15 protein-coding genes are annotated in these 18,012 nt (G+C 67.1%); 7 read left to right on the top strand and 8 right to left on the bottom strand.

Translation table 11 applies throughout. From position 1 onward, the window contains the following. Positions 1-21: 21 nt before the first annotated feature. Positions 22-1,245: a myxochelin export MFS transporter MxcK gene (gene mxcK / locus OV287_RS07835; RefSeq protein WP_267533362.1), complete on the bottom strand. Its 1,224-nt coding sequence runs from the start codon at positions 1,243-1,245 to the stop codon at positions 22-24. Between the two features lie 195 nt (positions 1,246-1,440). On the opposite strand from mxcK, the gene OV287_RS07840 reads away from it, so the two are divergent. From OV287_RS07840 to OV287_RS07850, 3 genes are all read left to right on the top strand, one after another. Continuing rightward, entirely contained in the window at positions 1,441-2,172 is a 732-nt protein-coding gene (locus OV287_RS07840; RefSeq protein WP_267533363.1) for a hypothetical protein, read from the top strand. Between the two features lie 55 nt (positions 2,173-2,227). Further along, positions 2,228-3,310 carry a Rieske 2Fe-2S domain-containing protein gene (locus OV287_RS07845; protein ID WP_267533364.1) on the top strand — a complete coding sequence of 361 codons (1,083 nt, stop codon included), beginning with the start codon at positions 2,228-2,230 and terminating at the stop codon, positions 3,308-3,310. Positions 3,311-3,431: 121 nt separating this feature from the next. After that, positions 3,432-4,034, top strand: coding sequence for a DUF2378 family protein (locus tag OV287_RS07850; protein ID WP_267533365.1), 603 nt, complete (start codon positions 3,432-3,434; stop codon positions 4,032-4,034). On the opposite strand, the gene OV287_RS07855 is transcribed toward OV287_RS07850, so the two are convergent. From OV287_RS07855 to OV287_RS07865, 3 genes are all read right to left on the bottom strand, one after another. Then, a complete protein-coding gene (locus OV287_RS07855) occupies positions 3,997-5,004 on the bottom strand; it encodes a slipin family protein (RefSeq protein WP_267542312.1) in 1,008 nt (335 codons plus the stop codon). The genes OV287_RS07850 and OV287_RS07855 overlap by 38 nt on opposite strands. Positions 5,005-5,083: 79 nt before the next feature. After that, positions 5,084-6,718: a PAS domain-containing protein gene (locus OV287_RS07860; protein ID WP_267533366.1), complete on the bottom strand. Its 1,635-nt coding sequence runs from the start codon at positions 6,716-6,718 to the stop codon at positions 5,084-5,086. Between the two features lie 267 nt (positions 6,719-6,985). Next, positions 6,986-8,590: a discoidin domain-containing protein gene (locus OV287_RS07865; protein WP_267542313.1), complete on the bottom strand. Its 1,605-nt coding sequence runs from the start codon at positions 8,588-8,590 to the stop codon at positions 6,986-6,988. A gap of 285 nt (positions 8,591-8,875) precedes the next feature. Between OV287_RS07865 and OV287_RS07870 the strand changes: the two genes are divergently transcribed. Next, complete coding sequence (locus OV287_RS07870) at positions 8,876-9,658, top strand: RCC1 domain-containing protein (RefSeq protein ID WP_267533367.1); 783 nt, start codon at positions 8,876-8,878, stop codon at positions 9,656-9,658. Positions 9,659-9,908: 250 nt separating this feature from the next. Here OV287_RS07870 and OV287_RS07875 read toward each other — a convergent pair whose 3' ends face one another. After that, positions 9,909-10,055, bottom strand: coding sequence for a hypothetical protein (locus OV287_RS07875; protein ID WP_267533368.1), 147 nt, complete (start codon positions 10,053-10,055; stop codon positions 9,909-9,911). A gap of 511 nt (positions 10,056-10,566) precedes the next feature. Continuing rightward, positions 10,567-12,555 (bottom strand): PAS domain-containing sensor histidine kinase, encoded by a 1,989-nt coding sequence (locus OV287_RS07880; RefSeq protein ID WP_267533369.1) that lies wholly within the window; start codon positions 12,553-12,555, stop codon positions 10,567-10,569. A 540-nt stretch (positions 12,556-13,095) separates the two neighbouring features. Here OV287_RS07880 and OV287_RS07885 point away from each other — a divergent pair. Both OV287_RS07885 and OV287_RS07890 read left to right on the top strand, forming a co-directional pair. Continuing rightward, positions 13,096-13,359, top strand: coding sequence for a hypothetical protein (locus tag OV287_RS07885; RefSeq protein ID WP_267533370.1), 264 nt, complete (start codon positions 13,096-13,098; stop codon positions 13,357-13,359). Next, positions 13,319-14,932: a glycine--tRNA ligase gene (locus OV287_RS07890; RefSeq protein ID WP_267533371.1), complete on the top strand. Its 1,614-nt coding sequence runs from the start codon at positions 13,319-13,321 to the stop codon at positions 14,930-14,932. The genes OV287_RS07885 and OV287_RS07890 overlap by 41 nt, the downstream gene beginning before the upstream one ends. A gap of 36 nt (positions 14,933-14,968) precedes the next feature. Here the strand turns inward: OV287_RS07890 and OV287_RS07895 are convergent, their stop codons facing one another. Beyond that, on the bottom strand, positions 14,969-15,589 hold the full coding sequence (locus OV287_RS07895) for a TIGR02265 family protein (protein WP_267533372.1): 621 nt from the start codon (positions 15,587-15,589) through the stop codon (positions 14,969-14,971). A 245-nt stretch (positions 15,590-15,834) separates the two neighbouring features. Here OV287_RS07895 and OV287_RS07900 point away from each other — a divergent pair, with 245 nt between their 5' ends. After that, positions 15,835-16,926, top strand: a complete 1,092-nt coding sequence (locus OV287_RS07900) for a terpene synthase family protein (protein WP_267533373.1) — start codon at positions 15,835-15,837, stop codon at positions 16,924-16,926. A 24-nt stretch (positions 16,927-16,950) separates the two neighbouring features. On the opposite strand, the gene OV287_RS07905 is transcribed toward OV287_RS07900, so the two are convergent. After that, the gene (locus tag OV287_RS07905) at positions 16,951-17,745 is read right to left on the bottom strand and encodes a hypothetical protein (protein WP_267533374.1); all 795 of its coding nucleotides are present in this window, start codon (positions 17,743-17,745) and stop codon (positions 16,951-16,953) included. Positions 17,746-18,012: the final 267 nt, after the last annotated feature.

An 18,012-nucleotide genomic window follows, 5' to 3' on the forward strand; every position in this document is an offset into this window, starting at 1 on the left:
GCGGTCACCGGGGGAGCGCTCTCAGGCCGGAGCGGGGCTCAGTGCCACGGCGCGCCGGGTGAACACCCAGAGGGTGAAGAGCGCGCAGCCGGTGACTCCCACGGCGATCCATCCCACGAAACCAAAACCCACCAGCGCGCCGTCCGGTGCCACCGTGATGAGCAGTCCGCTCACCCACGCGCCGAGCCCGGATGCACCATCGCTGGCCGCCATGTTCATCGCGAGGTAGCGGCCGCGCAGCGCGGGCGGCACGCGGGAGGCCACCAGGGCCATGGTGGGAATGGCTCGGCCCGAGGTCAGGCCCATGAAGAGGACGAAGACTCCCGCCACCACGGGCAGGGGTGACGCGGACAGGTGTGTGAACACCAGATGCGGCACCATCGTGCCGACGAGCAGCGCCCCCAGGATGCGGGCCGGGCCGTAGCGGTCCACGAGGCGGCCGATGCCCCGCGCGCTCACGAGCGAGGCCGCGCCACCGCACAGGTATATCCAGGAGAGATCCGACAGCTGCAGGCCCAGGTTCCCCACCATGAAGGGGCTCAGGTAGGGGATGAGCAGGAAGCCGGAGAACACCACGCTGAACGTCAACACCCAGCCCAGCGCGAGCCCGGGCGTCCACGCGGGAGCGGGCACAGCGGAGCTGGAGGCCTCACGAGCCGGGGACAGGTGGCGATTGACCGCGGGCAGGAGCACGAGCAGTCCCAGCCACGCTCCCGCGGACAGCGCACCAATGACCCAGAAGGGCGAGCGCCACCCCCACTGAGTCGCGAGCCCGAGCCCCAAGGGCACCCCGGCCACCGCGCTCAGCCCATAGGACGCCATCACCGTTCCGATGGCTCGGCCCCTGCGCTCCATGGGGATGAGGTCTCCGATGATGGCCTGGATGACGGCGCTCATGAGTCCCGCGCAGGCCCCCGCCACCGTTCTCGCGGCGAGCAGCCCGAAGTACCCGTCCGCGGCGCCGCACAGCAGCGTGGCGGCGAGGAAGCCCGCGTACAGCACCAGCAGCGTGCGCTTGCGATCGAAGCGATCCAGCCACAATCCCCCGAGCAGTCCCATCCCCGCCGAGGCCAGCGTGTACGCGGATACCAGCACGCCGAAGCTCGCCGCCGAGATGCCGAACAGCCGCATGAACTCCGGCCCCAACGGCATGACGAGCATGAAGTCCATCATGTGGGTGAACTGCACGGCGGCCAGTAGCAAGAGCACCCAGTGCTCCCGCCGAGATGAGAGGGCTACGGTCACGACACGCTCCGGAAAACTGAGTTCACGGGGAGATATTGATAATGAGAATCAAAATCAAGAATTAAGCGCAATGGAGATGGTTCGAGGTGGACAACCGGGGCGGGGCTACCGCCGCACCTGCGCGGATTTGGCGGTAGGTTGGGCCCTGCCCTCATGTTCCTGAAACGACGACTCCGGCCCCACCGAGCACTCCTGATGGCTTTTCCGGCGGCCCTGCTGCTCGTCGCCGCGTTCGTGCCGCTGCGCTGGGAAGGGGCGCGGACGGCGCATGACGCCTACCACCCCCTGCGGGCTCCGACGGCACAGGAAGCCGCCGCGCTCCTGTCCTCCTGGCAGCTGGATGGGCGCCCTGGTGCGGCGCTCGTGCGGATGGATGCGGACACCGTCGTCCTGCGTACGGGCTACTACCTGCTGCCTGGAGCCGGGGGCCCCGAGCGGGCGGGGACCGTGAACTGGGCGGGGAAGACGTATGGCCTGATCTCCGCCAACTGGAGCTCCGCCTGTTCCGAGCACCGCCTCGACAGGGCGCCCCTGGAGAAGGAGCTCGGGCGTCCCCTGACGGACGCGGACGTCCAACCGTCCTTCCTCGCGGATCGGCCGGTCTCCTTCGCGAGTAACCGGGTCCCTCTGTACTTCCTCGCCGAGGTGGGCTTCCTCACGCTGCTGCTGGCCTCACTGCTCTTCTTCCTGAGCCGGAGTGGGAGCCGGTGGTGGGTGATTCCCCTCGTGGCGGCCCATATCGTGCCCGTTCTCCTCCTGGTGCCCATCTACTCCCCCGCCTTCTTCGATGCCGACACCTTCCACCAACGTGTCGCCGTGGAAGCGCTCTGGGACGGGTGCCTCATGGCGCTCCTGCCCCTTCTGCTGGGAAGCGTCCTGTGCTTCGTGGGCCTTGGAATGAGGAAGAGGGCGGTCAGCGCCTTCTGAGGGCTTCACCTGCCGGGAAGCGTGCACTCCTTGGGCGTCCCATTAGACTGGGGCCATGTTTTCTTCTCGTGAGGAAGGGCGGGGCCCCGCCGCGCCGTCAGGACTCGTCTCGGTGGTCCGGCTCCCCCAGAGCTGGTTCATCCTCTGCTCCTCGCGCGAGCTGGGACGCAAGCCGCTCGCGCGCATGTTGCAGGGCATGCCGCTCGTCCTCTTCCGCAACGAGGCCGGCAAGCCCGCAGCGCTGGTGGACCGCTGCCCCCACCGCAACGTGCCTCTGTCCATGGGCCGGGTGGTGGGCGGCCAGCTCCAGTGCGGCTACCACGGCTGGCGCTTCGACACGACGGGCCAGTGCCGCGCCATCCCCGGCCTCATTGGCGAGCCGGGCGCGAAGTCCCGCTGCGCCTCCTGGCACGCCGCGCGCGAGCAGGACGGCTTCGTCTGGGTGTACTCCACCCCCGGCGTCGAGCCCACGTCCGAGCCCTACCGCTTCCCCCTGCTGGACGCCCATGGCTACAGCACCGTGCGCCGCGTGCTGCGCGCGAAGGGCTCGCTCCACGCCCTGCTGGAGAACACACTGGATGTGCCCCATACGTCCTTCCTCCACGGCGGCCTGTTCCGCACCGAGAAGAAGAAGAACGAAATCGAGGTGGTGGTGCGCCGGGGCGCGGACCGGGTGGAGGCCGAGTACATCGGCGAGCCCCGTCCGGAAGGCCTCGCCGCGCGGTTGCTGGCCCCGGGGGGCGGCGTGGTGCAGCACTTCGACCGCTTCCTGCTGCCCTCCATCGCCCAGGTGGAGTACCGGCTCGGTGACGACAGCCACGTCATCATCACCTCGGCGATGACGCCCGCGGACGACTGGGACACGGTGGTGTACGCCGTCGTCACCTTCCGCATCCCCCTGCCGCACTGGCTGGTGAAGCCCTTCATCACCCCGGTGGCCCTGCACATCTTCGGGCAGGACGCGCGCATCCTCGAGCGCCAGACGGAGACCATCCGCCGCTTCGGCTCCGAGACGTTCGCCTCCACCGAGGTGGACGTGCTCGGCCCGCCCATCCTCCGCCTGCTGCGCCAGGCCGAGCGCGAGAAGGTGGCCACCTCGGCGGAGGTGCAGGAGACGCGGCTGAAGATGCAGGTGTGAGCGCGGCTCCTGCGCACCAGCGGACAATCCGGGACCTTCCGGCTCCCCGAGTTTCCACCAGCGCACAGACTCGCAGGAGGAGGCATGGCTGGAAGTCGGGGGGAATTGTCACCCTGCGGGCATGCGTCCCACGCCGACCACCGAGAAACTCGTCTTCGCGCAGTCCGTGGATGCCCTCTTCGTGCGTGCCCTGGGGCCGCACCTCACGCGGGAGGGGCGGCGCCGGCTGAAGGACGTGGGGCTGGATTTGAATGAGCCGCTGCGGCCGGCCTATGGGCTGGAGCTGTGGAAGAGCTTCCTACGGGTGGCGGTGAGCGACGTCTTCCCGGCGGCCTCGCCGCAGGAGGCGTGGTGTGGCCTGGGCGAGCGCTACCTGCAGGGCTACCGGCAGACGGCGCAGGGGCGGGCGAGCATGTCGCTCGTCACGCGGCTGGGGCCCCGGCACACGCTGGAGCGCGTGCCGCACAACGTGCGGGCTGGCAACAACTTCAACGAGGTGCGGGTGGATGAGCTGGGCACGCACGCGGCCACGCTGTGGATGAAGGACGTGGCCGCGGACAACCCCTTCTTCGCCTGCGGCTTCCTCTCCGAGACGCTGCGCGCGGCTGGGGCCGGTGACATCTCCGTGCACCCGGTGGCCTTCGACGGCACGGCCGCCACCTTCCGCCTCACCTGGACGCACGCTGCTACTCGGCCGGCCGCGGTGGGGCTGACGCGGCGCTGAGCACGGTCAGGTCCCGGGCGTCTGCTTTTCCGGTGGCCAGCGTCTTGGCCAGCTCCAACACTTCCACTGGCACGGCGAGCAGCACGGTGTTGGATGGCGAGGAGCCCAGGCCGTCGATCGTCTGGAGGGTGCGCAGCTGCATGGCGCCGGGGCTCTGGGCCATGGTGGCGGCCGCGGCGGCGAGGTTGATGGCGGCCTCGCGATCGCCCTCGGCCTTGGTGATGGTGGCGCGCTTCTCGCGCTCGGCCGAGGCCTGGCGGCTCATCATCCGCTTGAGGTCCTCGGGCATGTTGATGTCCAGCAGGCGGATGGAGTCCACGTGGATGCCCCACGAGCGGCTGCGCTCCTCCACCGCCTGGGCGATGCGCGATTGAATCTGGTCGCGCTCGGAGAGCAGCTCGTCGAGCGTCATGCTGCCGATGACGTCGCGCAGGCTGGCCTGGGCGTACTGGCTGATGGCGTAGCGGTAGTCCTGCACGGTGACGACGGCGCGCTCCGGATCCTGCACCTGGAAGAAGATGACGCCATCGACCTGGACGGGGACGTTGTCGCGGGTGATGACCTGCTGGTGGGGGATGTCGAGCGTGAGCAGGCGGGTGTCGACGAAGCGCGCGTAGTCGGCCACCGGGAAGACGAAGAGGATGCCCGGGCCCTTGATGCCATGGAAGCGGCCGAGCCGGAGGATGACGGCGCGCTCCCATTGAGCGGCCACACGCACGATGCGGCTGATGAGGAACGCGGGGATGGCCGCGAGCACCATTCCCAGGGGCAGCGCCACCCCCAGGCCCGCGGCACCCCCGAACGCTCCGCCCAGGAGGGTGAAGAGCCCGGTGAGCACCAGCCACATCACGAGGAACACCACCAGGCGAAGTTGGCTCCCGAGCGAGACGTGCTCACTGGCGGGTTGCGCGTACTTCTGCCTCGCGGCACTGGCGTACTCGGCCACCTGCTTCACCTGCTCGAGGTTCATCTGGCTCACTCCGGAATCCTCCCTGGGGGACAGGTCATAGGTGAGTTCCGGAGCGGCTGACGAGCCCTTCCTCCCGGGTCTATCCATCACCCATCGCGGCACTGCCGATCAGGCCAACATCATCCCGCTCGCCATGCTCGCCCTTCCGGGCTTCTTCCTGCTGCACGGGGCTGGGTCGGTGGCCGTGGAGACCTGGCTCGCTGGGCACCGCTCGCACGACGTTGCGCGGGGGACGGGGTTGCGAGACCGACTCCTGGGCCGGGATGCGGCCTGTCAGCTCCTCCAGCACGCCCAGTATCCGGCCGCGGCGCTCGTTGCCGGTGCCTGCGCGGACCCGCAGCGCGTGCCGCCGCTCCGAGCCATCCGGGGCCAGTACGCGGTACGTGAGTGACACCTCACCCGTGCTCGTGGCGCAGCGCGCGAGGCCCTCGGTCACTGACAGCCGGTCCTCCGGGTGGACCCGTGCGAGGAAGGTCTCCAGCGGCTCCTCGGAGCCCAGCGCCTTGAGCGCGAAGAAGGCTGAGGCTCCGCGTTCCCAGCGCAGGCGCCCCTCTGGCAGCCGCAGGTCCCACAGCGTCATCGACGCGGCGGACAGGGCCTCCAGCACCCGCGCCTCGTTCTGCCGCAGGGCCTCCTCCAGCAGCTTCAGGTCCGTGATGTCTCGAGAGATGCCGAAGAGGCCGAACATCACGCCCGTCTCGTCGCGCAGCACGCCCTTGGTGGACAACCACACCCGCTTGACGGGCCCTGACTCGGACTCCTCGTAGGTGAAGGTTTGCCGGAAGGCGAGCACCTCTCGGTCATGGGAGGTGGTGGCGCGCGCCGCCTCGGGCGACCAGAGCTGCGCGTCGGTGTTGCCGACGATGGCCTCGGCGGGCCTGCCCATCAGCCGTGCGCCGGCCGCGTTGATGCGGGTGTACCGGCCCTGCATGTCCTTGGTGTAGATGGCGTCGGTGGCGCCCTGGAGCACGGCGTTGAAGAGGGCGCTGGCGCGCCGCGCGACTTCCGAGGCCCGGTGGTGCGCGGTCATGTCGCGCAAGTAGACGAGCACCCCGCTATCCGAGGGCACCGCCGTACCCTCCAGGTGCAGGGAGTTGAAGCGCTCCTCGAAGTCCACAGGGGCGCCGGTGGCGAGTGCTCGCTGCACCTGGGCGCGCAGCACGGAGCCGGGCTCCTCGGCGTACTCCTGCCAGAGGTTGCGCCCCACGAGCAGTTGGCGCCGCTTGCCCAGCAGCCGCTCCGCGGCGCGGTTGACGTAGAAGAAGCGGCATTGCCGATCCAGCGCGAGGAAGGGCTCCGGCATGCACTCCATGAAGGAGAGCATCCGCTCCTCGAAGGCAGCCGTCTCACTCACGAAGCGCTCGGTGTCCGTCACGTCGGAGAGCCACACCGCGAGCAGTCCGTCCTCGACGCGCACTGCTCGGGCCAGCACCCGGCGCGCTGCGAGGCCTCGGCCCAGCGCGAGCATGTTCGTGCTGGGTGCGTCCGTGGCCAGCACCTGGCCCCAACTCCCCATCACCTCGGAGAGCTCGGGCCGCCGCACCAGCAATCGCCGGCCCGTCAGGTTCTCCTCGAGCAGTGTCTCGGAGGCCGGGTTTGCGTATTCGCAGACGAAGTCCTCGGGTGCCCCGGTTCCCTCTCCCTCCGGACGAAGGGCGAGGAATCCATCCGGGTTGAGGGCCTCGAAGGCATAGCGGCTGCTCGGGGGGTGCATGCGGGACTCCTCACCCCGCACGAAAGCACGGGCCCTCCAGGCGGGTCGCGCGGCCACCCCCACGCCGAGCTGGGAATGGATGGGGAGGTGACAGTCCTGGGTGGGCGCTGTGTGCTGCTGTACGTGCGTACACCCTTTGCCCAGGGAGTACACAGCGTCCTGCTCACCGGGCGGCTCGGAGGTTCTCAGCTGGCTGAAAAGTGAGGCGGGGCGAGGTCTCGCTGGGTAGGGCATCCACCCAGCGAGCGGTTGAAGACATCGGTGGGGTCAGCGCACCTCGAACTCGTAGATGCGCGTCGCGGGATCGCCGTTCTGGGACGGGGTGGTCACGTTGAACTTGATGTAGCGCGCCGAGGTAGCGCTGATCGAGTGGGTCGAGGAGCTGGCGGTGTTGTTGGTCACCGTCACCGGGGTGCTCCAGGTCGTGCCGTTGCTGGAGGTCTGGATGGTGAAGGCCTTGGTGTTCCAGGTGCTCGACTCACCGCCCGCGCCAGCATGCTTGACCACGAAGCTGCTGACCGTCTGCACCGAGCCGAGATCAACCTGCAGCCAGGACGGGGAGCTCAATGAACAGAACTTGTCGGTGGTGCCGCCGGAGACGCTGCCGTTGACCGCCTTGGCCGGCGTCTCGCTGCTGTTGCAGGCGGTGGAGCCGGTCGCCGGTTTGTTGAGCGCCAGGTTGGCGTAGCCAGCACCAACCGAGACGGTCTGGGTCTTGGTGTGGCTAGCGCCGCCGTTGTCGGTCACGGTCAGGCTGACGTTGTAGTTGCCGGCACTGGCGTAGACACGGCTGGGATTCGTCGCGGTCGAGCCGCTGCCGTCGCCGAAATTCCAGCTGCGCGAGGTGATGCTGCCGTCGCTGTCGCTAGAGGCATCGCTGAAGGTCGCGGTCAATCCGCTCACGGTGACGCCGAAATTGGCCACTGGCGGGGTGTTGCCGCTGACAGCGGTGTTGATCGCCGCCGCGTACTGCGCGGCCGTACCCTGAGACCCGCACGCCTGGATATCGTCATACAGCCACATGAAGCCGCCAGAGATGCCGGCGGAGGCCTTCCAATTGCTCATCTTGCTCTGCACCGTGGCCGGACTGTCGCCGCTGCTGCAGCCGGAGCCGTGACGCGACCACAGGCCCGGGTCGACGGTCATGCCCATCGCGGTGTTCCAGCTCGCCGGGTTGTTGCCGGCGCCTCCGTCGTACACCTGCAGGTAGATGGTATCGACCGCGCTGCCGAGGTTGTCCTTGAGGCTCCTCCAGAAGCTCTGATTGGTGTAGGGCGCGAAGGTGATCTTGTAGCCCAGGCCGATCAGCATCTGCCCGAACTGGGTGGTCGGGGCGAGATTGTAGGCGCTCTCGTCATCGAAGTTGACCGCGGTGGCGTCCGTGACGGTCTTCAGCACTTGGAAATTGCGGTACAGGATGCTGTTGCTGCCGGTGCCGCAGACGAGGGTGCTGCCGCAACCGGCGGCGGTGCCGTTGACCAGCTTGATCATGCGCTCGAAATCGGGAACGCCCCAGGCGCCGATCGATACTTCGATGCGATTGACCGAGGTCGGCGCGGTCTTGAGCGTGGCCAGCCGCGCCGGCCAGGCCGGGTCGCCAACGTAGGCGCCGTTCTTGACCACCGGGATGTCGTTGTAGACGAGGTCGCCGTTGTCTTCGATGTGGAAGCTCCACAACATCACGGTGGTGAAGCCCGAGTTGCGCAGGTCGTCCATCACCGCGGTGCCGCCGGAATAGAACGGGCCGCCGCCGTAGACCGCCGAATCGGCATGGGCGGCCGACGTGGCCGCGGCCAAGGCAAGGGCGGTGAGCCTCGGCCAGGCTTGGCGGGCGGAACGGATGCAGGACAAGAAGCTCTTCGACTTCGGCATTGTGAAATCCCCTGCGATGAGCGTCATGGACGCGGTGGCCTCGATGCGCGCCGTGCGCGCGCTCCCTGTCGCCAGCCTCGGCGACGGGCTCACATTGCGAGCGCCGAAACCGGGTTGTCAACATGCAAATCGATCTAAACAGGTAAATCGAGTCCGGCACCCGGTACGAATTCTTTGACACCTTCTCGGACACCTTCTCGGATTCTTTGAAACCCTCTCGGGCGTGTCGTGCCGGGTCGTGTCGCACGAATTCTTTGAAACCCTCTCGGCGTGTCGTGCCGGGTCGTGTCGCACGAATTCTTTGACACCCTGGTCGAAGCGGGCGCCTGGCACACCTGCGGATTGAAGACGGATGGGACACTCGCGTGCTGGGGAGAGAATTCCCACGGCCAGTCCTCGCCGCCGACGGGCAGCTTCACGCAGCTCAGCGCGGGTGGTCATCACGCCTGCGGAATCAAGAGCGACGGAGCCGTCGCGTGCTGGGGAGACAACAGCGATGGTCAGAGCACGCCGCCGGAGAGCTTCGTCCAGGTCAGCGTGGGCTCGTACCACAGCTGCGGATTGAAGACGGACGGGACGCTGAGCTGCTGGGGATACAACTACCACGGTCAATCCTCACCGCCCTCGGACGCCTTCACCCAGGTTAGCGCGGGCATGGGCTACACCTGTGGAGTGAAGACGGATGGCTCGGTCGCGTGTTGGGGGGAAAGCTTCTCCGGTCAAGCCTCACCGCCCGCGGGCACCTTCACTCAGGTCAGTGCGAGCGCGAGCCACAGCTGTGGAGTGAAGACGGACGGGGCGCTGGCGTGCTGGGGCGCCGACTACGACGGTCAATCCTCACCGCCCGCGGGCACTTTCACCCAGGTCAGCTTGGGCTGGGGACATAGCTGTGGAGTGAGGACGGATGGGACGCTGAGCTGCTGGGGAGCCAACGCGGACGGCCAGTCCTCGGCTCCGGCGGGCCTCTTCACCCGGGTCAACGCGGGCGCGTACCACACCTGTGGCGTGAAGGCGGATGGCACGGTCGCGTGCTGGGGCATGAACTACTCCGGCCAGAGCCAGCCCTGACGCCTAAGCGCCCGGACATGAATGTTGTACACCTCCGGCGTGAGGCTCCTGCTGCGCTACCTCGCAGGGGGCGGGGCAGGTAGACAGAATTGATGTCCGGGCGCTTAGGAGCTGCCGGAGTACCTTGTTGAGTACCCGGATGGTCCTACTTCTCTTCCGGCCCCGGGGCCTTCGGTGACAGAGGCTCGTGGGGTAGGGGCGCGAGGATGGAGCGGCGGGATATGCACCCCTCCGCTCCAGGGGGGGCATGTCACTGCTTCGGCTGCACCGTAGGGGCGGATTCGAGCTGCGGCGATGCCACCACCTGACGCTGGGAAAGCCTGGAGAAGACCGTGCCCGCGGCTCGAGGTGTGATGCGCTGATAGCGGGCGTAGGCGTCCACCAGCCACCCGGCCATGGTTCACATCCAGGAAGGCCTTGCTCCGGCCCGGCGTGCCCCGGGCATCGAGCATCATGACGACGAAGCCCATCTGCGCGATGGCGTTGGCGATGCGCGACATGGCGTTGCCGATGAAGTTCCAGGGCACTGCCGTGATGAACGGTCCGGCGTAGATGTACACGATGACCGGATAGTGCCGGGTGGGATCGAAATCGCGTGGCTTGTAGAGCACGCCATGGAGAGGCGTGACGCCATCGGCGGCCAGGAACGTAAGCGCCTCGCCACTGCGCTCTCGGATGGGACCGGGGCGAGGTTCCTCGCGCAGCCGGCGGCCGTGCCGAGCGCGAGCAGCACGAGCCACGAAGGGGGGCGCCACGTTCGCAAGGTGACGATTCTGGGGCGCTCGGGGGGCGTCGCACAACCTCGCAGGGGGCGGCGCGGTCCATTGCGATGGCCCCGGGTCGTCTGGGCCGCGCTGACCCGAGCAGGCTCTGAGACAGGCCTCATGCCTGGGCCCGCGGTGCCTCGCTCAGCGGGGGGCGCGCATGGAGGCGGGGACCTTCTCGTTCCGCTCGATGCCGGGTGCGATAGGAAGGGTGAAGAAGAACGTAGTGCCCTGCCCGAGCGTGCTCTCCGCCCAGATGCGTCCCCCATGGGCCTCGATGATGCCCTTGGCGATGTAGAGTCCCAGGCCGGCGCCTCGCCGGTCCGTGGGCCGTTCCTTCCAGAATCGGTCGAAGAGCCTCGAGAGGTGCGCTGGCGCTATTCCCTTGCCCGTATCCGCGACCAGGAAGCAGACCTCGCTGTCGCGGAGCTCGGCGCCGACGCGAATGCGGCCGCCAGGGGGCGTGAACTTCACGGCGTTGCCGAGGAGGTTCGAGAAGACCTGCAGAATCCTGTCCCTGTCCGCCATGACCTGCGGAAGCATCTCCGGCAGTTCGGTCCACAGCTCGAGAGAGGCGTTGGACGCCGCCGCGGTGAACAACGGGGTCACCTCGGCCATCAGCTCCCCCGGCGCCACGCGACCACGCTCGATGTGAAGCCCTTGTTGCTCGATTCGCGCCACGTCCAGCAGATCCTCGATGAGGCGATTCGCCTGGTCGATGCAGCGTTGGATGGACTCCCCCGTCTTGTGGATGGCTCTCCCCATGCCGTCTTGCGGCACCTTGTGCCGGAGCGACGCCGCGGCGAGCCCGACCGCGTGGAGCGGGTTGCGAAGGTCATGCGCGACGATACCGAGCACCTCGTCTCTCGCGGCAATGGCCTGCTGTGCGGCCCGGTAGAGGCGCGCATTGTCGACCGCCAGGGCCGCACGGTGGGCCAGTTCCTCGCCGAGCCTGAGATCCTCCGGCTCGTAGTGGCAGTGCGGGTTCGAGGAAACGAGCAGGAGGACTCCCAGCAATCGCCCATGGGCCAGGAGCGGGAACCCCATGAGGGAGGCGGGGTGAAGCTGGCGGAGCAGCTCGAGGTGCTCGGGCCCCTGGGCAACGGACTGGAGGAATTCCGCGGAGACGTTGGTCACCAGCATCGGTCGTTTCGTCTCGAAGACCTGCGAGTCGAGAGAAGGACGGGAGCGGTCCAGAGGCACATGCTCGAGCGCGGTGGCGAGCTGCATCCTGGCAGGGTCCCGGTGAACGACTCGGAGCCGGCGGACCAGCCCCTCCTCCTCGAGGTCGAGGATGCAGGTGTCCGCCAGGAAGCGGACCGCGAGCTGGGCAATGAGGGTGAGGACCTCCTGGTAGTCCAGGGTCGTGGAGAGGACGGTTCCAACCTCCGCCAGGAATCGCTGGTTGCGCTCGAGGCGGGCGCGGTAGGTGATGTCGCGCAGGACGACGTTGAAGAACACCTTCTCCCCGACTTCCATCTTCGAGATGGCGGCCTCCGCCGGAAACTCCTGGCCATTCTTGCGCAGGCCGAAGATGGAGGGGCGATGCTCGCCCATGCGCCGCGATCTCTCGGGCCCGGCCGCGAACTCATGCATGTGCTTCCGGTGGATGTCCCGGAAACGCGCTGGGATCAGCAGGTCGAGCGGCTTCCCGAGGACCTCGTCACGCCGCCAGCCGAAGATGCTCTCGGCGCCCTCGTTGTAGATGACGATGTGTTGCTCCCCATCGACCGAGATGATGGCGTCCAGGGCAATGGAGACGATCCCCGCGAACGTCGCCTCCGATGTGCGCAGCGCCTCCTCCGCGAGCTTGGCGCCCGTCCGGTCAACGCCTACCAGATAGATGAACTCCGGCCTTCCATCGGGGAGCCTCGACACCTGCGCCGACCAGGCAATCCACCGGTGCTCCCCCTCTTTCGTGACCACGAGGGATTCCGGAGGGATGGGCTTGCCGCTCAGGATCTGGGCGAGCATCCGCCTGGTGGTCTCGGCTCCCTCTGAGGAGGGCTTGAGCTCCCCGGCCTTCCGGCCCCGGACCTCCTCGAAGTCATACCCGGACACCTCCGAGCACGCCCTGTTCCAGAGGAGGATCCGCCCATCGGGGTCGAGGACGACCACGAGGGGCTCCCTCATCCCAAGAAGCCTCATATCGAAATCGATCATGGGGCGGACCTCTCCCATTCCGCACCGATTGCTCAATCTCAGCGCTTGCCGCTGCTCCTATCGTGAGCATTCCCACAGTGCCTTGCCATTCTCGGCCCCGCGAGCCCATGCCCCTGGCGGAGTGCATCGCCTGTGCGGCCTTCCAGGACAGAGGGGTTGCGAGGCGCTGTCCGGCTGCCTGGTGTCCGGCGGCGCAGGCGGACAGCTTGTGCCGCCAGGTGGCTTCAGAAGCTCACACCGAGCTGGAGCTGCGGCGCCGAACGAACCGCCCAATGAATTACCGGGTGGCGGTGGGTTCCTCTCTACGCGGGGGAGCCGCAGGCCTACTGGAAATACGGCCTGAAGTCTGCCGAGTACGCGCTGAGCCAGGGCCAGCTCAAGGCGATCTTCAGCAAGGGGGAGCACCGGCGCTTCGCGCTGTTCACCCCGGGCATCTGGAAGGGCTACTTCACCGAGGGCGAGCTGTCGGCACAGTTCCACGGCAACGTGGTGGAGCTGCGCATCACGGGCGTGCCCCGGCCACACATCTACTTCGAGCTGTCGGTGATGGGCTTCGCGTCCGGCGGGCTCACCTACCTGAGCGGCAAGGAGACTCCGCACGAGGTGCTCAAGGGCTTCAGCAGGGGCGACCCGGAGGTTGTCTACCGCTTCACTGTTCCCGCCTGCTCTCGCCTTTCAATCGGTGTACGCTGCCACCCCTTGCCAATCTGGCATGTGAAGGAGCGATACAGCGATGGCCGCGCAGACGATGGAGCAGTTGGTTTCCCTGTGTAAGCGCCGGGGATTCATCTTTCCTGGCTCGGCGGTCTACGGCGGTCTTCAGGGCACCTACGACTACGGTCCGCTCGGCGTCGAGCTGAAGAACAACCTCAAGCTTGCCTGGTGGCGCGCCAACGTCTGGGAGCGGGAGGACATGGAGGGGATCGACGCGGCGATCCTGATGAACAAGCTGACCTGGCGCTACTCCGGCCACGAAGAGACCTTCGTGGACCCGATGGTCGACTGCAAGAACTGCAAGATGCGGTGGCGTGCGGATCAGATCTCCGGCAAGTGCCCCAACTGCGCGTCGACGGAGCTCACCGAGCCGCGTCCGTTCAACCTGATGTTCAAGACCCAGATCGGGCCGGTGCCGGACCCCGAGTCGTTCTCGTACCTGAGGCCGGAGACGGCGCAGGGCATCTTCGTCAACTTCAAGCACGTCCTCGACTCCACCTCGCGCAAGCTCCCGTTCGGAATCGCGCAGATTGGCAAGGCGTTCCGCAACGAAATCACCCCGCGCAACTTCATCTTCCGGGTTCGCGAGTTCGAGCAGATGGAGATCGAGTTCTTCGTTCGCCCGGGCGAAGACGAGGCGTGGCACAAGAAGTGGGTGGAGGATCGGATCAACTGGTGGCTGTCCGTGGGCCTGTCCCGGGAGAACCTCGAGCCGTACCACCAGAAGCCCAACGAGCTTGCCCACTACGCCAAGGCGACGGTGGACCTGCTCTACCGCTTCCCGCATGGCCTGGAAGAGCTCGAGGGCATCGCCAACCGCACCGACTACGATCTGGGGTCGCACAGCAAGGACCAGGGCTCGCTCGGGTTGAAGGCGCGCGTCAGCCCCAATTCGCACAGCACCGACAAGCTCACCTATTTCGACCCCGAGACGAAGCAGCATGTGGTGCCCTTCGTGATCGAGCCGTCGGCGGGAGTAGACCGCGGCGTGCTCGCGCTCTTGAGTGAGGCTTACGCGGAGGAGCAGGTGAAGCCCGCCCCAGTGGACCGCCTGAAGCCGGTGGAAGAGGCGCTCGGCACGTTCCTCAAGTCGGTGGGTCGCAACGAGAAGCTTCCAGCCCAGGCCAAGGAGGCCCTCCTCGCCGAGGGTGAGCGGATCGCCCAGTCACTGGGCGAGCGGCTCCCGTCCATCGCGGGGCTCCTGTCGATGCCCGGCGCGGAGGGCATCGAGGTGGCGAAGAAGCTGCGCGGTCAGGTGGACCCGGTAATCGATGAGTTCTACCGGACGGTGCTGCACTTCAAGCCGCACCTGGCGCCCATCAAGGTGGCGGTGCTTCCGCTCAAGAAGAACCACCCGGAGATCGTCAGCACCGCGAAGAGCATCCGGAGGAAGCTCCAGTCCACCGGCGCGATGCGCATCGTCTACGACGACACCGGAGCGATTGGAAAGCTCTATCGGCGCCAGGACGAGATCGGCACACCGTTCTGCATCACGGTCGACTTCGACACGCTCGGAGAGGGGAAGGACGCGGCGCTCAAGAACACGGTCACCGTGCGCCACCGTGACAGCATGGCGCAGGAGCGTGTTGCCATCTCCGAGCTCGAGGCCTACCTGCGAGAGAAGATGCAGTGACGCTCGCGACGTGAGCGATTGGGCGGTCCGCGGCGCTCACTCCCAGGAGAGCGTCAGTACGTTCTCCATGGGGGCTGTGCGCCGCACCTGGACGAAGAGTGCCGAGGGGTGGAGGGCCCGGAGCACATGGAACACCGCTCCCTCGATGAATGGAGCAGGGAGCAGGTTGCCGTGGAGGCGGAGCTGGCCGCTGTTCTCCTCCGTCCAGCTCAGCAAGCACGAGCCATGGCTATAGATTGTCGGGTACGCCACCGGGATGCCGTCGACGAGCCGCTTCACGTTCGCGCCTGCTAGGGACAGCAGCGTCTTGCCCACGACGGACTGCAAGAACTCCGGAGCCGACCTGGCTCCCAGATGCCACATCGCCCTTTCGAATCCCCCGTGCCTGGCGCCCAGCTCCCACGCCGCGGTGTAGAACAGCCGCAGCAGCGAGCGAATGGGGTAGTTGAAGAATGGGATGAACGTCTCCCCCTCGGCCGCCTCGGTGCAGCGCTTCAGCACGGCCTCCCCCGCCTCGTTCCGCACTGCGTTCAGGGTGGTGGTGAAAATGAAGCCTCGCGCCATGTCTCTGGGAGGGGCCAGGCTCAGGCGCTGAGCCAACTCCTCGCGCGAGCCGAACTCAAGGACAACATCCCGTGCGGTATCGCTGTCGCTCATGCGTACTCCGGGGAGAATGATACCGCCATGCCGCATGCGGGACGGCAGGCCACGGCCCTGGCGCAATGATAGCCACTTTCTTGACGCACTGGGCAAGGTTCACCGCTGACACCAAGAGTCCCAGGGAGTGAATGCTGACCGTGATTGGAAGATGCCCTTCTGACTGGAACTGGCGGGCTGGATGCGTAAGGCAGGGTCTGGACGTGTTAATAATTGGACTTGCCGTGCTTGTCTGTGAAGTCGAGATGAACAAGACGAAGGGCGAGCCCATGTCGAACATCTCTCCTGGACGGATTCGCTCGCCGATGGGCGGCTCCTTCACCATCGTCTCCGCCGAGGCGGCGGCGAGCCTCCCGCGCGACGACTCGGCGCGCCTCCAGTTTCGTGTGCCGGAAGCATGGCGGTCACCGGTCGCCCGGAATCCCTTCGCCGGTGAGGCCCAGGGGCGCGTGCTCGAGTGGTTCGCCGCGCTCGGCTGCACGTCCGAGGAGCTCGAAAGAGCGAGGGCGTTCGATATCGCGGGCTACGTCGGCGTGCCGTTCCCGATGCTCTCTCAGGAGAAGACGGTCCTCTTCGCCAGGTTCCTCTCCCTCTGGTTGCTCTGGGATGACATGCATGTGGAGAACCTGGAGCACCGCTGGAGGATCGGAGCCGAGCACGTGCTCACCGGGCGCCGCCCACCGGAGATGACCCGCTTCGACGAGGGGTGGTGGCAGCTCTTCGAGGAGCTCGCCGCTGGGCGCAGCGCCAGGTGGAGCCGGGGTATTTGTCAGGCCATGGCCACCTGGAGCGATGCCGCCGTGGAGGAGGCCACCGCCATGCGGCACTATGGCGAGACTGGAGTCCCTCCCCGCTTCGAGCGGCAGCTCGAGCTGCGGAGCGCGACCATCGGAATGTACGTGACCTTGTATCTGCTCGAGAGCGGGTACGAGACCGAGCTCCCGTACAAGTTCCACCAGCAGCCGACGGTGCGGCGGCTGAATCTGCTCGCCAACGAGCTGGTGGGAGTGGGCAACGACATCTTCAGCTTCGCGAAGGACCAGGCGCAGCGGCAGCCCAACCTCGTGTCGACGCTGATGGCGGAGCGTGGCCTGTCGGTGGAGGAGGCCATCCAGGTGCTGATCCGCAGGCATGACGAGGCGATCATCGAGTTCGACCAGCTGGCGAGGTTGCTCGGGAGCGGAGCTCGGACCGACCTGCGCATCCATCGCTGGCTGCGGGACGTCCGGTACGCGACGCTCGGCTTCAGCCTGTGGGAAGCGCAGGCGCCGCGCTACACGTCGTACAAGGTGGTGGTCAGGGAACGCGCGATTGAGCCGATGTTTGCCTTCGTCTGACCCGAGGGAGCCTACCCGCTACTTCTAGCCAAGGGTCGTGACCAGGTTCAGCGGGCCGGCGGGGACACCCACATCGCGGCCCGCGGGGTCATCCGAGGGCGTCTGCCAGGCGTTGGTCTCCGTCACGGTATGGCCCGTGGCCTCGTTCGTGATGGACATCTTGCCATTGTGGCCCGCGGGGCTGATCTGACTGGTGTCGTATCCGCTCCAACCGGTGGCGGCGTTCGCGAACGTCGCCTCGCCCCAGGTCTGCCCGGAGTTCGCGCCCGGCTTCGCCGTGCCGTCCTTCGATGCGCACCACGCCACACTGCTGTTGTTGTCGAACGCCACGAGCTGCGACTCACCGGGCTGCAGCGTGAACGTCTTCGGCGTGCTCTTGTCGAAGTTCTGTCCGTCGTTCGGGTTGCCGTTCTCGCCTGTCTTGTTCCAGAGGGTGATGGTCTGCGGCTGGTTCGTGTTGTTGGTGAACGTGTTCGTGTACTTGAACTGGCTCTTCTGGCTCGGTTCGATGAACAGCATGTTGCTGTTGTAGGGCGAGCCGACGTTGTTCTTGGCCAGCCAGGGCTCGCTCGGATTCACCGGCTCGGTGGACCCGGCGGATGGCGCGCCGAACCCGGGACCCGCGAAGGACTTGGTGAAGGCACCCGAGACCCCGCCCAGCCTGCTCGGGCCCTGCTCGAAGGAGTCGGTCATGAGCTTCTGCCGCAGGTCATTCCCAGGCCGCGACACGGGGGTGCTCGCCACCCGCTGGACTGGCGAGGACACAGGCTCGAGGCGGGGGGCAATGACGGGACGGTGGGAGACGGAGCAGATAGACATGAGAGGACCAGGAGCAGGACGCATGCCAGCCCTCTGCCCCCTCCGCCCGCGCATGCCCGGGCCCCCTCCTCTCGGAAAATCAGTCACTTGGGACGAGCACGCCCGTCCTCCCGCATCGCGCGGCATGGTGACGGCATTCACCACCTGGTGTCCGGGGTCACCAGGCGGGGGCGATAGCCCGGGGAAGCTGTCAAAGGACTCGTTCCGACACCTCGTCTCCGCGAATCGGCCAGCGTCCCAACGAACTGAGCGGGTCCACTGCCTCCC

This window comes from Archangium lansingense, from assembly GCF_026626635.1.
Taxonomy (GTDB): Bacteria; Myxococcota; Myxococcia; order Myxococcales; family Myxococcaceae; genus Archangium; species Archangium lansingense.

Coding starts and splice junctions, on each gene's coding strand:
- OV287_RS07865 (WP_267542313.1), bottom strand. CDS start 8,590: ATGCCGAAGTCGAAGAGCTTCTTGTCCTGCATCCGTTCCGCCCGCCAA.
- OV287_RS07890 (WP_267533371.1), top strand. CDS start 13,319: ATGGCCGCGCAGACGATGGAGCAGTTGGTTTCCCTGTGTAAGCGCCGG.
- OV287_RS07840 (WP_267533363.1), top strand. CDS start 1,441: ATGGCTTTTCCGGCGGCCCTGCTGCTCGTCGCCGCGTTCGTGCCGCTG.
- OV287_RS07875 (WP_267533368.1), bottom strand. CDS start 10,055: ATGGCCGGGTGGCTGGTGGACGCCTACGCCCGCTATCAGCGCATCACA.
- OV287_RS07905 (WP_267533374.1), bottom strand. CDS start 17,745: ATGTCTATCTGCTCCGTCTCCCACCGTCCCGTCATTGCCCCCCGCCTC.
- OV287_RS07845 (WP_267533364.1), top strand. CDS start 2,228: ATGTTTTCTTCTCGTGAGGAAGGGCGGGGCCCCGCCGCGCCGTCAGGA.
- OV287_RS07860 (WP_267533366.1), bottom strand. CDS start 6,718: ATGCACCCCCCGAGCAGCCGCTATGCCTTCGAGGCCCTCAACCCGGAT.
- OV287_RS07880 (WP_267533369.1), bottom strand. CDS start 12,555: ATGAGGGAGCCCCTCGTGGTCGTCCTCGACCCCGATGGGCGGATCCTC.
- OV287_RS07900 (WP_267533373.1), top strand. CDS start 15,835: ATGAACAAGACGAAGGGCGAGCCCATGTCGAACATCTCTCCTGGACGG.
- OV287_RS07855 (WP_267542312.1), bottom strand. CDS start 5,004: ATGAACCTCGAGCAGGTGAAGCAGGTGGCCGAGTACGCCAGTGCCGCG.
- OV287_RS07895 (WP_267533372.1), bottom strand. CDS start 15,589: ATGAGCGACAGCGATACCGCACGGGATGTTGTCCTTGAGTTCGGCTCG.
- OV287_RS07850 (WP_267533365.1), top strand. CDS start 3,432: ATGCGTCCCACGCCGACCACCGAGAAACTCGTCTTCGCGCAGTCCGTG.